Source organism: Moraxella sp. E33BD (assembly GCF_041807865.1).
GTDB lineage: Bacteria > Pseudomonadota > Gammaproteobacteria > Pseudomonadales > Moraxellaceae > Moraxella > Moraxella haemolytica.
Map to the genome: position 1 here is coordinate 25,977 of NZ_JBGTZD010000004.1, position 14,763 is coordinate 40,739.

Here is a 14,763-nt window from a genome sequence, read left to right on the forward strand (position 1 = left end):
ATGCACATGGATAGATGATAAGGAGATTGGGTGGCTTTAGCCACGGCAATGATTGCCAAAGGACTGTTTGCTATGGATGGTATTTACCCACACGCCCAGCTTAGATAAGCTGGGTTATTTTTTTGTGTTTGGTTGTGTTTGGTTGTGTTTGGTTGTGTTTGTATCGGTTGATGTGCCAGATTGAGTGGTAGCCCATAAATGGCTGAACAAATAGGATTAGTCATCAATGCGAATACAAACCAAGTTGTCATGACGGTCATTTTTTACCAGTTTGCATTCAGGCATAAGCGACTGATACACTGCCAAAGTCTCAGCAGTCATCTGCTCGATGGTGTATTCGTGTGTCATGGTGGGGCGTAGGCGATTTTGTAGGTGTGATTTGACTGCTTTGCATAAAGCGGTAGCGGTCTGCTCTTTGACCAAACCTTGTGGGTAGGTGGCGGATAAAATATCAGCAAATGCCCCCTTTGCCCAACCGATGACAGGCGTACCTAGATGAATGGCTTGCAAGGCGGTGATGCCGATACTCTCTGGATGATTAGCAAGAGCAAGAGCGATGTTGGCGGATGACAGCCACTCTCTCATATCGGGCGGTCGTCTGCCGATGAAAGTAACTTTATCATCTAGTCCTAATGCATGAATTCTTTGAATGAATTCTTCGTGGGATACATCTTGGTCGGTTAAGTTGAACTCTAAGTCTTCAGCAATGATGGCGTGAATGTCAGGGAATTTGTCTTGCAGATTTCCCAGAATATCTACCAGCCATTCTTGACCATACTGTGTGCCAATGGGTGTGGGAAATAGTAGCCATTTTTTGTGTTCAAGTTCTGGATACTGAGCAAAAACATTATGCAGCCAGTACACCGAAGCATGATGGCGGTAGGGATAGGTGCGAACATCAATGCCTCGCTTGACGCATATGATATCAAAGGGTAATTGTTGTAAATCTTCTTCTTTGTCGGTAAGTTTGTCTTTTAGGTATTTATCTATGCTTTTTGAAGCGGTGATAATAATATCGGCATTAAATAGTGCTCTAGAGTATGAATTGAGCGGGTAAAATCCATACATGGTGGCGACTATTTTGGGGTGTTTGTCCTTAGCGATGAGTTTTAATGACCAGTGTAGCACCCATGCAGGTGTTCGAGAGTGTACATGAATGATGTCTGGCTGATATTCACAGATGAGCTGTCTTAGTTTGTAGACATGCTTTAATGCCCACCATGATTTTTTTGGCATGGGCAAGCGGTGATAAATCGTGCCATCACGCAAAAGACGAGTAACCAACTCCTCATCTTCGTGAGCAGCACCAATGACAACAGATTCATGACCTGCTCGCATGAGTGCGTGCGTGATGGCGTAGATGCCACGCTCGGATTCATCATGCTTTAATGATGACGATAAATGTAGAACTTTCATGGGTTTTGCATGAATTTATAGCATATCTAGTAGCGTTTGGGCGTGATCTTTAGCCTTAATGTTGCGATAGCTGGCAATCATCTGCCCTGCACTATCAAACACAAAGGTTGAACGAACAATGCCTAAATGCGTCTTGCCATACATCATCTTTTCTTTGATGACATCAAAGTGCTGACAGAGCATTTCGTTGCTATCGCTAACAAGAGCGATGGATAGCTCTTTTTTGTTGATAAAATTGTGGTGCGACTTGATGCCATCACGAGATACGCCAATGACCTGATAGCCTTTGTTGGCGAATGCTTGTTTTAACTGACTAAAATCAACCGCCTGTACTGAACAGCCTTGTGTGTTGTCTTTTGGGTAAAAATACAAGATCAATCCTTGATTGTATTCTTGTAACCAATTTGGTAAGCTGATGGTGTGTTCATCATCGCCTACCACTAGATTGACCAGAAAAGTAGGTAGGGTGATATTTTCTTGAGTATTTTTCATGGATGATACTAAATGTTCTGTTGCTATAAAAGAAAAATAAGATTGAGATAAGGTGCTAGGTATAAAGTGCTAGGCTTTATCATCTTTCATTAAGGCATACCATTTTACCTAAAAAACTTGCAAAAGTCCGCATAATTTCTCCGTGTTTTTTCTAAATTTTTAAAAAATTATCTAAAATTACAAAAATCTATTCGTTAAAAATTGTAAAAAAACTCACCATCAAGTAAAATTAGTAAATTTTTTCTTCTTTATTGTTACTTTGGCAAACTCAATAGGCGTTTTATGTCTTTGCTTTCTTTTTTTAAAATCGAAGAGCGTGGCTCTTCTGTGCGTCAAGAGATCATTGCAGGCTTGACGACATTTTTGGCGATGGTGTACTCGGTCATCGTTGTTCCTAATATGCTGTCGCAAGCGGGCTTTCCTGCTGAGTCAGTATTCATTGCTGCTTGCTTGGTTGCAGGTCTTGGCTCAATTTTAATTGGTCTGTGGGCAAATGTGCCGATGGCGATTGGTTGTGCAATCAGCTTGACTGCCTTTACGGCGTTTAGTCTTGTTTTGGGTCAAGGTATTAGCATTCCTGTGGCATTGGGTGCGATATTCTTGATGGGTGTGGTGTTTACGCTGATTTCGGTAACGGGCATTCGTGCTTGGATTTTGAGAAATTTGCCAAGTGCCATCGCTCATGGTGCAGGTATTGGTATCGGTTTGTTTTTGCTACTCATTGCTGCTAATGGCGTGGGTTTGGTCATTAAAAATGATGCAGGCTTGCCTGTCAAGATGGGCGAATTTGCTTCATTCCCTGTGCTGATGTCATTGCTTGGTTTGGCTGCCATCATTGGTCTTGAACGCAAGCGAGTCAAGGGCAGTATTCTTTGGGTGATTATCGCCATCACGGCGATTGGGCTGATTATTGATCCGAATGTGCAATTTAGCGGCTCTATCTTTAAATTACCAGTGATTGATGGTGAGTCGCAGTTTTTCAATCTAGATATCATGGGTGCATTAAATGCGGTAGTGTTGCCTGCGGTATTTGCTTTAGTGATGACAGCGGTGTTTGATGCCACAGGTACGATTCGTGCGGTGGCAGGGCAGGCAGGCTTGATAGATAAAGATGGTCAAATCATCAATGGTGGCAAGGCATTGACTGCTGATTCGGTGTCAAGTATTTTCTCAGGTCTGTTTGGTACAGCACCTGCTGCTGTGTACATTGAATCGGCGGCAGGTACGGCAGTTGGTGGCAAGACGGGACTGACTGCTGTTGTGGTGGGTGCATTGTTCTTGCTTATGCTGTTTTTTGGTCCTTTGGCGTTCTTAGTGCCAAGCTATGCAACAGCACCTGCGTTGATGTATGTGGGTTTGCTTATGCTAAGCAATGTTTCAAAGCTTGACTTTGAAGACTTTGTGGGTGCGATGAGTGGCCTGGTTTGTGCAGTGTTCATTGTGCTAACAGCAAACATTGTAACTGGTATCATGCTTGGTTTTGCGTCATTGGTACTTGGACGCATCATTGCAGGCGAGTTTCATAAACTAAACATTGGTACAGTGATTATCGCTGTGGTATTGGTGGCGTTCTATGCGTTGGGTTATGCCATCTAGGCTGTATCCATCAAGCTGATCGCTTATTTTAAAAACACCGCTTAACGAAGGCGGTGTTTTTTATGTTTTAACAAGCACTTAAAATAACCCAATGTACAACTTGGTGTATTTTATGCCACAATATCATCAATCAGCTTGTTTAGGTAAGCATGAATCTTGGGCAGATTGTCATCAGATAGGTCATTTAACCAAGCCCCGTCAACTGCATGGCGGATGCTAGCAAGACGCACATCATCATCGGTATGGGCGTAGGTTTTTAGTTTGTGATTTAGCCAATTTGACCATAGTACAACAAGTTTGCTCTCGGCATTCATGGCACGAATCAAGCCTGCCCAGTCGCTAGATAGACCAATGCTATCATTGCAAAAAAATACATTCACATAAGCACGAGTAAACACACCTTTACTTTCGCCAAGCTGCTCAATCTCTTCTAAAATGGCGGTGTTTACTTGAGCGATGAATAGCTCAAATACAGAAGCAATCAGCATTTCTTTATTCTTAAAGTGATGAAACAACCCACCTTTACTTATCCCTGCCAAAGTGGCGACTTTTTGAATGGAAAGGTTGGCAATGCCATCTTCTAGCATGAGTGTCTTGGCGGCAATAAGTAGATTGTGCTTTAGTAGCTCAGGGTTGTTTTTGCGTTTTGTTTGGGTATTGTTAAATAAATCAAGTAATTGATTTTCCATGGTTTTCCTGTATTTTTGGGTGGCTAATCGTGAATGAATCATTGATTTTAAAAAGCCATTGGCTATTATGCTTATGATGAGCTGATACCATTTCGGTGGGTAAATTCGGTGCTTTTTTTGGATATAATAGCACGGTTAAGATGGTATAAAGCGGTAATGGACAGTTGTACAAGAAGCCAAAGTTTTTAAAAACCAACTGGTCGGTATTTTATTGAAAAGGTATAGAAAAGTTAATCATTAAATAAAATCAAAGATTAAAAAGCACCAAAGCCATAGGCAATCACTGTGGCTTTGGTGCTTTAAAAACAGTTAATCTACCGAGTGCCGATAGCGAGTAGGGTCGGCAATGCCTGCATGAGCAAAGCCCTGCTGGCGTAGTGCACAGCTGTCGCACATACCGCAGGCACGACCGTCATCATCTGCTTGATAGCAAGATACTGTTTTGGCATAATCCACGCCCAAAGACAGACCAAGCTCTAGGGTTTGAGATTTTGAGAGATACTGCAATGGGGCAAGGACGCTTAGATGATTGCCTGCACGCCCTGCAACGGTGGCAAGGTTTGCAAGGTTTTCAAATGCTTCGATAAAATCAGGGCGACAGTCAGGGTAGCCCGAAAAATCTACCGAACTGACGCCGATGACGATGTGATTTGCCTGCATGACCTCAGCTGCTGCCAGTGCATAAGATAAAAAAATGGTATTTCTGGCAGGTACATAAGTAATGGGTACGGCATTGGAGTGGGCGTCATAATCAGGCACGCTGATGTTTTGATCTGTTAAAGCAGAGCCACCAAGTTGAGCGATGTCAATATCAATAATGCGATGATCAACGCCTAGATTTTCGGTGATTTTTTTGGCAGCAATAAGTTCGCTAGAATGTCGTTGTCCATATCGAAAACTGATGGCGGTGATGCTTTTAAATTGTGATTTTGCCCAGTAAAGACAAGTGGTTGAATCAAGTCCGCCTGAGAATAGAACGATGGCGTGCTTATCTTGAAAATCGTTATTATCAATCGTGTTTTGCATACTGGTAAGGTGCTTTTGCTGATAAAAAGAAAGTAAAATTTTACCATAAAGTGCGGATTTTGGTAAGTATTTCATCTGCCTTATGTTACAATAGGTGTTTATTGCGAGTTGTTTATTAAAGATTAACAATGGTAGTTAAGAAAAATTATGGATATTGAACTGATTAAGATTATTTTGGCTTTTGTGGTGCTTATCAACCCTTTTAGTGCATTGGGGTTGTTTTTAAATATCACCAATGGTTACACCCCTAAAGACCGAAAGAAAGTCGCTCAAATTGCCTGCTTGACCATATTTGCGACTGTGGCATTCTTTGCATTCATGGGCGATCATCTGCTGAAATTTTTGGGGATTTCGGTGGGGTCGTTTCAGATTGCAGGTGGGATTTTGGTATTTTTGATTGCCATTAGCATGATGAATGGTGGCGGCAACCCTGTTAAGCCTGATGGCGATAGTATTAGTGTGCATAGCCCACTGGCGGCGATGGCGGTTGTGCCACTTGCCATTCCGATGATGATAGGACCTGGTGGGATTTCTACTGTGATTATCTATGCTGGTCAAATGCCATCGGTTTCACAAAAATTATCAATTGTAGGGGCAGGATTTTTGATTTCGGTGTTCTGCTATATTTCTTTGTTAACCTCGTCTAAGATTAGCCGATTTTTGGGTGATACAGGGCTTAGTATCATGAGTCGTGTGATGGGTATGCTCTTGGCAGCAGTGGCGGTTGAGATTGTCATTAGTGGTATCAAGGCGGTGTTGCCTGTGATTTATGCCGCCACCAGTTTGTGATAATCCATTGATAGGCTTGACAATTGACGAATTGTTTTTGCTTCTTGAATGAAGATGTTTTTAAATGAACGATGTCTTTTGCAAAAGATGAATGATGGTTGTGGAAATTGATATAGTTAAAATTACGCTGGCATTTGTGGTATTAATCAATCCAATTGGGGGCATTGATGCTGTTTTTGCATTTTACCAATGGTCATTCGGATAATGCTAAGAAAAAAGTGGCACGCACTGCTTGCTTGACCGTATTTATTACGATTTTGTTTTTTGTATTGCTTGGCGAGCTATTATTGCAGGTATTGGGCATTTCTTTAGGGTCATTTCGTATGGCGGGCGGTTTGTTGCTATTGCTGATTGCTCTTAATATGATGAGTGCTGGTAACAATCCTGCCAAGCCCCAAGAAAAAGATGTCGATGACGAGATCAGTGAACGAAGTCAAGTGGGCGGTCTTGCAAGCGTGGCAGTTGTGCCAATTGCCATTCCGATGATGATAGGTCCTGGTGGGATTTCTACTGTGATTATCTATGCTGCTGAGTATAACAGTCTTGCAGGTATTTTGATGATTTTGGCATCAGGACTTGCCATCAGTCTGTTTTGCTATGCATGCTTGATGGGGGCAGGGCGGATTAGTAAGGTGTTGGGTAATACAGGTCTTAATGTCATCAATCGTGTGATGAGTATTATTTTGGCGGCGTTGTCCATTGAGATTATGGTCAATGGTCTTAGAACGCTATTTCCACAACTTGGATAATTGCTCTGTTAATGGGTTGATAACAAAAAAGCGAATGAATTCATTCGCTTTTTTGTTATCTGGCATCAGTTGGTTAATCAAACTGGTAGATAATTTTGGTGATAAAAACTTGTATCAAAATATCAATGATGGGTTAGATACTAGATAATAGCTTGGCTAGAGCATCGCCAGCATTATCGGTTTTCATAAACTGCTCGCCAATTAAGAAATGGTGAATGCGGTTATTTTGCATAAGATGAATGTCATCTGCATCATTAATGCCACTTTCACTCACCACTAACGCATCATCACCAAGCACCTCAAACAAACGCTCGCACAGGCGAATACTGTGTGCTAAATCCACTTTAAAAGTATTTAAATCTCGGTTGTTGATACCATAGATATTATGCTTGCTTTTGGGAAGTTTTAAGGCACGCTCAAGCTCATCTTGAGTGTGAATCTCAATCAATACATCCATGCCCAATTCAATGGCAAGTGCGTGCAGGCGAAACACTGTTTCATCATCAAGGCATGTCATGATGAGTAAAATGCAATCTGCTCCTAAGGCACGAGATTCGTAGATGTGATAGTCGTCCACCATAAAATCTTTACGAAGCACAGGTAATGCGCAGGCATCTTTGGCGGCTTTCATGTAGTTGTCATGACCCAAAAAGTACTCACGGTCGGTCAGAACCGATAGGCAGGTAGCACCTGCTTTGGCATAATCTTGAGCAATGGCAGTGGGGTCAAAATTTTGGCAGATAATGCCCTTTGATGGGCTAGCCTTTTTGATTTCGCTGATGACGCCGATGTTGCCACGCTTGGTATCAATGGCACGCAAGGCATCAGCAAAACCCCTTGGTGTATCTTTGTTTTGATGAATGATGTCAAGCAGGGCTTCTTGACTAAGTTGTTGTTTTGCATTGATGATTTCTTGGTGCTTTGTTGCGACTATTTTTTGTAGAATGCTTGGTGTGTTTGGGTGAGTCATGGCGTCTTCCGATGATATTGTTAAGATGGCGAAGTCTTGTTTATTTAGGGTAAATGTCAGTTAGGTGGATTTTAGCGATTGAGTAAAAGCGGCGAATTTTTGTAATTTTTGGTAGCCTTGACCATGATTGATGAGCTGTTTGGCAAGCTCAACCCCATGTCTTAAGCTATCGGCCTTGCCTGCCACATAAATTGCCGCCCCTGCATTAAAGGCGATGATGTCTTGAGCTTTTTTGATGCGTGCGTCATCTGATGTACCCTGTAGGGCTTGTTTTATTAGAGACAAACTGTCTTCTGGGGAGCTAACGGTCAATCCTTCTAAAGATTGTGTGGCTAAATTAACATCATCAGGTCGAACAATATAATCGGTGATAACCCCATCTTTTAGTTCGCTAACAAAGTTATCACCTGCCAAGCTAAATTCATCTAAACCATCGGTAGAATGCACCACGATGACATGGCGACTGCCTAAGTTTTTTAGGACCTGTGCCAATGGGTGGCATAAAGATTTATCAAACACACCGATGACCGAATTGACCACGCCAGCTGGGTTGGTCAGTGGACCTAATACATTAAAGATAGTGCGTGCCTTTAATTGGGCTCTGACACCGATGGCGTGCTTCATTGCCTTATGGTGATTGGGAGCGAATAAAAAACCCAGTTGTTGTTCATGAAGGCAGGCGTGGATTTGCTGATTATCTAAATCTAAGCGAACTCCTGCCGATTGTAATAAATCTGAAGAACCTGATTTGGTAGAAACGCCACGATTGCCATGTTTGGCAACAATAGCACCGCTTGATGCGACCACAAAAGCAGCAGCGGTTGAGACATTAAAGAGACTTGCTCCATCGCCACCTGTACCGACAATATCCACCACACCAGTCAAATCATCAAGCACCACCTTATCTGCCAGTTGTCGCATGACATCAGCAGCAACACTGATTTCGTTAATGCTCTCACCTTTAAGACGCAGAGCAATCAAAATCGCTCCCATCAAGGCATCAGGACAGCGTCCATGCATGATGGCAAGCATGACCGCACGCATGGTAGTGGCATCTAGGTCTTGATGTTTTAATAATTGATTAAGGCTTTGGCTTAAAAAACTGTGAATCTCATCATCGTCAAGTAAGTGGATGTTATCAAGTGTAATCATGTCAATCCTTGCAGGTTGGTTTGGTTGGTGGCTATAGGTGGCTGATTGCAATTAACTTAAGCAACCTGAGGTAGGGCGTTGTGTTCTAATTTTGATAGTCCATGCCGTGCCAAAAAGTTATTAAAAATGCGATAGCCATGTTCACTTAAGATGGATTCTGGGTGAAATTGTACGCCTTCTACTGCTAGTGTTTTGTGTCGTACGCCCATGATTTCTTCAATGTTGCCATCGGTGTTTTTTGTCCATGCAGTCAGCTCTAGGCAGTCAGGCAGGGTATTTTTATCAATCACAAGTGAATGATAGCGAATGGCATTAAACGGGCTAGGTAGTCCCTCAAAAACGCCTGTGTTGTGATGATGAATGGGGGAGAGTCTGCCGTGCATGACCTCACCTGCTCGCACGACTTGACCACCAAAGGCTTGCCCGATTGCTTGATGACCTAAGCATACGCCCAAGATGGGGATTTCGCCTGATAGTTCATTTAAGATGGGCAAGGTAACACCTGCTTCTGTTGGACTACAAGGACCAGGGCCTAAGATGATGGCTTTGGGGGCGAGTGTGCGGATTTCATCAAGCGTGGTTTCGTTATTACGAAGTACTTGGATATTTTGTTGCAATTCGCCAAAATATTGCACAATATTGTAGGTAAAGCTGCAGTAGTTATCAATCATTAAAAGCATTTTATGTCCTTGTGCGTATTTTGATTATTAAGATGAAGTGATGAATATCTAATCGTGGATATGGGTGGTATTTTAACATTATTTTGACATCTGTCAAAGCAACAACGGCAGTGGTGTTTATGTCGCTACTGATGACAACACCGATGCACTGAGATTTTCGCTTTAGGTGATTTAAATATTCTACTCCATATGCCATAACAATACCAATACATGCTGTCTGTTCGGTGGTGGCTGTGATGGGCTTTTCTGATCAGACAGTGGGAGAAAAAATAGACTAATTTTGTGAGTAAATAGAGGTTTATCGCTATATTTTGGGTTATTTTTTCGGCGGAGATTTGATAGATAAAATCAAATTTTCCCAAAATTATGCTATAATGCTAAGTTAATTTTAAAAAATTTTAAAGAGAAACTCATGCGTTTTATTGATGAAGCTGTAATCAGTGTAAAGGCGGGCGATGGTGGCAATGGTATCGTCAGCTTTCGCCGTGAAAAATTCATCCCAAAAGGTGGTCCTGATGGCGGAGATGGCGGTAAGGGCGGCAGTGTTTATGTCGTTGCTGATGACAACACCAATACGCTGGTAGATTTTCGCTATACTCGTAAATTTGAAGCCAAGCGAGGCGAAAATGGTCGCTCAAAAAACTGCTCTGGCAAAGGTGCAGATGACATTTATCTAAAAGTGCCAGTTGGCACAACCATCATTGACACCGACCTTGATGTGGTGATTGGTGATTTGACAGAAGTTGGGCAGATGGTATTGGTTGCCAAAGGTGGTGATGGCGGTTTTGGCAACACTCGTTTTAAGACCTCCACCAACCAAGCCCCTAGAAAAGCCATTCCAGGTTTTACTGGGGAAGCTAAGAATATCAAATTAGAACTAAAAGTTGTGGCGGATGTGGGTTTGATTGGATTGCCCAATGCTGGAAAATCCACCTTTATCCGCCAAGTGTCATCAGCTCGCCCTAAGGTTGCTGATTACCCATTTACTACGCTTGTGCCTAATTTGGGCGTGGTGGATGTTGGCACGCACCAATCTTTTGTGATGGCAGATATTCCAGGCTTGATCGCAGGGGCATCTGATGGAGCAGGACTTGGTATTCGTTTTTTAAAGCATGTTGCTCGTACTCGCAGATTGCTACATATTGTAGATGTCAAGCCTATTGATGGCTCTGATCCTGTGGATAACGCCAAAATCATTTTGCATGAGCTTGAAAAATTTTCAAAAAGCCTTAGTGAATTACCACAAATTTTGGTGTTAAATAAAATTGACCAATTAGATGATGGCGAGGTGAATGATGTGTGCGAGCACATCATCAAAGAGCTAGACTGGCAGGGTGAGTTTTTTTGCACTTCAACCATCAGTGGACAAGGTGTTGATGAGATTAAATATCACCTGATGAGCGAAATTGAGGCAGAACAAGAACGAGAAGCGGAAGATGGTGATTTTGCCAAAGCACAAGCTGAACGCTTTGCTCGTCTAGAAGAAGAGGTTCGTCACAATACCGAAATCCAAAAAGAGGCTTATCGTGCCCGCCGTAAAGCCGAGCGAGAAGGCTTGTCGGATGACGATGATGATTGGAATGATGACGATTATGATGTGGCGGTGGAATACGCTCCTTATTAATCAAGGGTTTTGTTGGCAATATTGAGAGAGTTTTATGAATAATCAACCAAAGCGTATTGTCATTAAAATCGGTTCGTCTTTATTGACGAATAATGGTCGTGGGCTTGACCGCACTGCCATTTATGAGTGGGCAAGGCAAATCGCCACAATCCACGCTCGTGGCATTGAGGTGATACTGGTTTCTAGCGGAGCAGTTGCTGAAGGGGTGGTTCGGATGAACTTGCCTGAACGCCCCAAAAAACTGTCCGCCTTGCAGGCTTGTGCGTCTATTGGGCAAATGGGGCTGATTGAGACATGGTGGCAGGCTCTTATCCAAAAAGGCGTGCAGTCATCACAGATTTTGCTTACTCATGATGATTTGGCTCATCGTTCTCGTTATCTAAATATTAGCCAAACTTTAAGCCAGCTGATTGAGTGGCGTGTCGTGCCTGTTATCAATGAAAATGATACGGTAAGTTTTGGTGAGATAAAATTTGGGGATAATGATACTTTAGGGGCGATGAGTGCCACGCTGGTGGGGGCGGATTTATACATCATCTTGACTGACCAAGAGGGTGTATTTACCGATAATCCACGCACCAACCCCAATGCTACGCTCATACAAAACGAACGAGCCATGGCGGATTATTTGCTTGATGTGGCAGGTGATGGCGGTAAATGGGGTAGTGGTGGTATGCTAACCAAAATCCGTGCAGGTAGATTGGCCGCAATGGCAAACTGTCCAACCATCATCGCTAATGGCAAGGTAGAAAATGTCATCACAAGATTGGTGGACGGCGAATCTATTGGCACACGACTGACCACCGATCATGCCGACCGCCTGATTGCAAAAAAACAATGGCTTGCTACCCACATTCGTATGGTGGGTACGCTCGTGATTGATGATGGGGCGATGAATGCCATTACCGAGCAAGGAAAATCTTTGCTTCCTGTGGGTGTTGTGGAGGTTCAAGGCGATTTTGATGCAGGTGATGTGGTGGAAATTGTCAATACCCAAAAAGTGCGTTTAGCGGTGGGGCAAGTAGGTTTTGGTAGCAAAGATGCCAAAGCCATCATTCAAAAGCACACCGATGAAGTTGTACGAATTTTGAATTTAAATAATGACAAAGTCATTATGGTGCATCGTGATGACATGGCGGTTCTTTGATGATACGCTAAGTGTTTATTTTATACATCTTAAATCATTTGATTTCAATAATTTGATGGATATTTTATGACAAATAATAATTTCCCAACTCTAAAAAATGATCGACTATTAAGAGCATTGCGTTTTGAAGAGGTGGATACTACACCTGTTTGGATGATGCGTCAGGCAGGGCGTTATCTACCAGAATATAAGGCAACTCGTGCTGAAGCAGGTGACTTTTTGAGCTTGTGCAAAGACACGGCTCGTGCTACTGAAGTAACTTTACAACCTTTGCGTCGTTTTGAGTTGGATGCGGCAATTTTATTTAGTGATATTTTGACTGTACCTGATGCTTTAGATTTGGGTCTGTACTTTGAAGCAGGCGAGGGTCCTAGATTTCAAAAAACCATCCGCACCGAAGCTGATATAGCTAACCTACCTAAGCTAAACATGGCAGATCTAAGCTATGTTACTGATGCGGTAACGAGTATTCGTCATGCTTTGGGTGGGCAAGTGCCATTATTTGGTTTTAGTGGTTCGCCTTGGACGCTGGCGACTTATATGATAGAAGGTGGTGGTTCAAAAGAATATCGCCATGCCAAAGAAATGATGTATGCACGCCCAGAGTTGTTGCACGCATTATTGGATAAAATCGCTGATGCAGTAGCTGAGTATTTGGGTGCTCAGATTGTTGCAGGGGCGAACCTTGTGCAGATTTTTGATAGTTGGGGTGGGGCGTTAGGTCATCGCCAGTTTATTGAATTTAGCCATCAATATAACCGCCGTATCATCGATGTCCTAAAAGCTAAATATCCTGATGTACCTGTGGTTATGTTTACCAAAGGTGGCGGTTTATGGGTTGATGTGCAAGCAGATAGCAAGGCAGATGCGTTAGGTTTTGACTGGACCATGCCATTAGATAAGGCTCGTGTGGCATTGGGTCGTACCAAGGCGATTCAAGGCAATCTAGACCCTGCTACCCTATACGGAACGCCTGAGAGTATCCGCCAAGCGGTGCAACATATGCTAAGCGATGTCTATGGTAGCGGTATCCATACAGGTTATGTAGCGAACTTTGGCCATGGTATCACTCAGTGGGCAAATCCAGATCATGCCAAAGTATTTGTTGATGCGGTGCATGAATTTCAACTGTAAAGCATTAACTGCATTATAATAAAAAAACCGACCGAGTGGACGGTTTTTTTATTGGGTGAGTGGCTGTACCAATTATTTGATGGTTGTCTATCCAAATTAGTCTTGATGAGCAACAAAAAATTCTGTTTCTGTGCAGATGCCCAAAAACAGAATTTTCTATAAAGCATTATTTTATAAGCAATCTTATGCCAATCAAAAATACTTGATTACTACTTAACAGGTTTGATATTAAGTGGCTTGTCATCAGAACGCCAAATATAGTAACCACCTTCATTGATGATTTTGATTTGATTGGCGATTTGAGCGTTGTCAGGATGCTTGGCTTGCAATGCCTTTAGTCGTGACAAGGCAGCATCTTTTTTGTCATTTAATAGGTCTGCTTGAGCAAGGCTTTGCTCTGCTTCAATGTAGCCTAGCGAGACTGATTTGTCTAGATATTTTTTACCTTCATTAAAACCACCTGCTTCACTAATCATCATGCCCAACAGAAAATTGGCTTCAGGGTGGTTTGGTTTTAGACGCAAGGCCTTTTGCATATGATTTGATGCGCGCACAGAATAGTCGGTGCCGACATTTAGGTTGCGAGCGATGCCGTTTAGTTTGGCGGCACGCAAGACAATATCAAAAGATGCGTCCGAAGCATTGGCAAAAGGTTCAATCCAGTCTGACAAGTGTTTGACATTTTGAGTGGCTAGATATTCGGCGGTTACCGTTGGGAAACTTGGCGGATAGTGGCGTGCATTTGGTGAGACTGTTGCAATAAACTCATCCATCAAGGTGGTATCCATTAGGATATTACCTGCTTGATTGGCAGGGGTTAATACCGTTGGGACATTTTGAATGTTGGATATGGTTGCTGCTGGTGTGGGCAGACCTGCAATGGGGGTGGCTAGAAGATTGGCGGCGTTGTTATTGATGATGGTGGTGGTAATCTCACTACGCATTTGTGGGGCTAGCGGAGAGATTGTACCTGCGGTTAGCTCTTGAATGGTTGGTGCTGAGGTGGTTTTTGAGGTTTTTTTATTGGTTTTGGATTTGGCTGAAGGTTTTGCTTTTGCAGATGTTTTGGTGGTGGTTGTTTTGGTATTTTTTGGGGCTGCGTGAACAGTTGCACTGCTTAGACCCAGTATGCTTAGGCTAAGTGCTAATACGGTAAGTTTTTTCATGATAAGTTCCTTAAATACAACTTTGATATCAAGTGGAATATTTTTTTAATGATAACAGATTTATCTTAATGGGTTGATAGATTTTTTCAAGTATTTGGTCGCAAAATGTTGCGTTGTTGTAACATTAGTACTA

The 14,763-nt window shown here is 42.6% G+C and carries 13 protein-coding genes and 1 pseudogene; 6 read left to right on the forward strand and 8 right to left on the reverse strand.

Features of this window, described 5'->3' with window-relative positions:
• Nucleotides 1–216: 216 nt before the first annotated feature.
• A complete protein-coding gene (locus ACERC6_RS03075) occupies nucleotides 217–1,416 on the reverse strand; it encodes a glycosyltransferase family 4 protein (protein ID WP_284672936.1) in 1,200 nt (399 codons plus the stop codon).
• A gap of 15 nt (nucleotides 1,417–1,431) precedes the next feature.
• Nucleotides 1,432–1,908, reverse strand: a complete 477-nt coding sequence (locus ACERC6_RS03080) for a peroxiredoxin (protein WP_373628690.1) — start codon at nucleotides 1,906–1,908, stop codon at nucleotides 1,432–1,434.
• Between the two features lie 282 nt (nucleotides 1,909–2,190).
• On the opposite strand from ACERC6_RS03080, the gene ACERC6_RS03085 reads away from it, so the two are divergent.
• Nucleotides 2,191–3,504 carry an NCS2 family permease gene (locus ACERC6_RS03085; RefSeq protein WP_373628688.1) on the forward strand — a complete coding sequence of 438 codons (1,314 nt, stop codon included), beginning with the start codon at nucleotides 2,191–2,193 and terminating at the stop codon, nucleotides 3,502–3,504.
• Between the two features lie 110 nt (nucleotides 3,505–3,614).
• Here ACERC6_RS03085 and ACERC6_RS03090 read toward each other — a convergent pair whose 3' ends face one another.
• Entirely contained in the window at nucleotides 3,615–4,193 is a 579-nt protein-coding gene (locus tag ACERC6_RS03090) for a TetR/AcrR family transcriptional regulator (RefSeq protein WP_284672933.1), read from the reverse strand.
• A 309-nt stretch (nucleotides 4,194–4,502) separates the two neighbouring features.
• A complete protein-coding gene (gene queC / locus ACERC6_RS03095; RefSeq protein ID WP_373628712.1) occupies nucleotides 4,503–5,219 on the reverse strand; it encodes a 7-cyano-7-deazaguanine synthase QueC in 717 nt (238 codons plus the stop codon).
• Between the two features lie 147 nt (nucleotides 5,220–5,366).
• Here queC and ACERC6_RS03100 point away from each other — a divergent pair, with 147 nt between their 5' ends.
• Both ACERC6_RS03100 and ACERC6_RS03105 read left to right on the forward strand, forming a co-directional pair.
• Nucleotides 5,367–6,008, forward strand: coding sequence for a MarC family protein (locus ACERC6_RS03100; protein WP_284672932.1), 642 nt, complete (start codon nucleotides 5,367–5,369; stop codon nucleotides 6,006–6,008).
• A 100-nt stretch (nucleotides 6,009–6,108) separates the two neighbouring features.
• Nucleotides 6,109–6,757: pseudogene (locus tag ACERC6_RS03105) on the forward strand (MarC family protein).
• Between the two features lie 133 nt (nucleotides 6,758–6,890).
• Here ACERC6_RS03105 and trpC read toward each other — a convergent pair.
• From trpC to ACERC6_RS03120, 3 genes are read right to left on the reverse strand one after another with little or no spacing between them, the layout of a single operon-like run.
• Complete coding sequence (gene trpC / locus ACERC6_RS03110; RefSeq protein ID WP_373628687.1) at nucleotides 6,891–7,727, reverse strand: indole-3-glycerol phosphate synthase TrpC; 837 nt, start codon at nucleotides 7,725–7,727, stop codon at nucleotides 6,891–6,893.
• A 60-nt stretch (nucleotides 7,728–7,787) separates the two neighbouring features.
• On the reverse strand, nucleotides 7,788–8,879 hold the full coding sequence (trpD, locus tag ACERC6_RS03115) for an anthranilate phosphoribosyltransferase (protein ID WP_373628686.1): 1,092 nt from the start codon (nucleotides 8,877–8,879) through the stop codon (nucleotides 7,788–7,790).
• Between the two features lie 56 nt (nucleotides 8,880–8,935).
• Nucleotides 8,936–9,559 carry an aminodeoxychorismate/anthranilate synthase component II gene (locus ACERC6_RS03120; protein WP_284672929.1) on the reverse strand — a complete coding sequence of 208 codons (624 nt, stop codon included), beginning with the start codon at nucleotides 9,557–9,559 and terminating at the stop codon, nucleotides 8,936–8,938.
• Nucleotides 9,560–9,971: 412 nt separating this feature from the next.
• On the opposite strand from ACERC6_RS03120, the gene cgtA reads away from it, so the two are divergent.
• From cgtA to hemE, 3 genes are all read left to right on the forward strand, one after another.
• Nucleotides 9,972–11,183: an Obg family GTPase CgtA gene (gene cgtA / locus ACERC6_RS03125; protein ID WP_373628685.1), complete on the forward strand. Its 1,212-nt coding sequence runs from the start codon at nucleotides 9,972–9,974 to the stop codon at nucleotides 11,181–11,183.
• A 34-nt stretch (nucleotides 11,184–11,217) separates the two neighbouring features.
• On the forward strand, nucleotides 11,218–12,330 hold the full coding sequence (gene proB / locus ACERC6_RS03130; protein WP_373628684.1) for a glutamate 5-kinase: 1,113 nt from the start codon (nucleotides 11,218–11,220) through the stop codon (nucleotides 12,328–12,330).
• A 66-nt stretch (nucleotides 12,331–12,396) separates the two neighbouring features.
• A complete protein-coding gene (gene hemE, locus ACERC6_RS03135) occupies nucleotides 12,397–13,464 on the forward strand; it encodes a uroporphyrinogen decarboxylase (RefSeq protein WP_373628683.1) in 1,068 nt (355 codons plus the stop codon).
• Between the two features lie 209 nt (nucleotides 13,465–13,673).
• Here the strand turns inward: hemE and ACERC6_RS03140 are convergent, their stop codons facing one another.
• The gene (locus ACERC6_RS03140) at nucleotides 13,674–14,630 is read right to left on the reverse strand and encodes a tetratricopeptide repeat protein (protein ID WP_373628682.1); all 957 of its coding nucleotides are present in this window, start codon (nucleotides 14,628–14,630) and stop codon (nucleotides 13,674–13,676) included.
• Between the last annotated feature and the right edge of the window lie 133 nt (nucleotides 14,631–14,763).

Excerpts from the sequence above, each read along its gene's own strand:
- ACERC6_RS03120 (WP_284672929.1), bottom strand. The coding sequence starts at position 9,559 with ATGCTTTTAATGATTGATAACTACTGCAGCTTTACCTACAATATTGTG.
- proB (WP_373628684.1), top strand. The coding sequence starts at position 11,218 with ATGAATAATCAACCAAAGCGTATTGTCATTAAAATCGGTTCGTCTTTA.
- trpC (WP_373628687.1), bottom strand. The coding sequence starts at position 7,727 with ATGACTCACCCAAACACACCAAGCATTCTACAAAAAATAGTCGCAACA.
- ACERC6_RS03100 (WP_284672932.1), top strand. The coding sequence starts at position 5,367 with ATGGATATTGAACTGATTAAGATTATTTTGGCTTTTGTGGTGCTTATC.
- ACERC6_RS03085 (WP_373628688.1), top strand. The coding sequence starts at position 2,191 with ATGTCTTTGCTTTCTTTTTTTAAAATCGAAGAGCGTGGCTCTTCTGTG.
- hemE (WP_373628683.1), top strand. The coding sequence starts at position 12,397 with ATGACAAATAATAATTTCCCAACTCTAAAAAATGATCGACTATTAAGA.
- trpD (WP_373628686.1), bottom strand. The coding sequence starts at position 8,879 with ATGATTACACTTGATAACATCCACTTACTTGACGATGATGAGATTCAC.
- ACERC6_RS03140 (WP_373628682.1), bottom strand. The coding sequence starts at position 14,630 with ATGAAAAAACTTACCGTATTAGCACTTAGCCTAAGCATACTGGGTCTA.
- queC (WP_373628712.1), bottom strand. The coding sequence starts at position 5,219 with ATGCAAAACACGATTGATAATAACGATTTTCAAGATAAGCACGCCATC.
- ACERC6_RS03080 (WP_373628690.1), bottom strand. The coding sequence starts at position 1,908 with ATGAAAAATACTCAAGAAAATATCACCCTACCTACTTTTCTGGTCAAT.
- ACERC6_RS03090 (WP_284672933.1), bottom strand. The coding sequence starts at position 4,193 with ATGGAAAATCAATTACTTGATTTATTTAACAATACCCAAACAAAACGC.
- ACERC6_RS03075 (WP_284672936.1), bottom strand. The coding sequence starts at position 1,416 with ATGAAAGTTCTACATTTATCGTCATCATTAAAGCATGATGAATCCGAG.
- cgtA (WP_373628685.1), top strand. The coding sequence starts at position 9,972 with ATGCGTTTTATTGATGAAGCTGTAATCAGTGTAAAGGCGGGCGATGGT.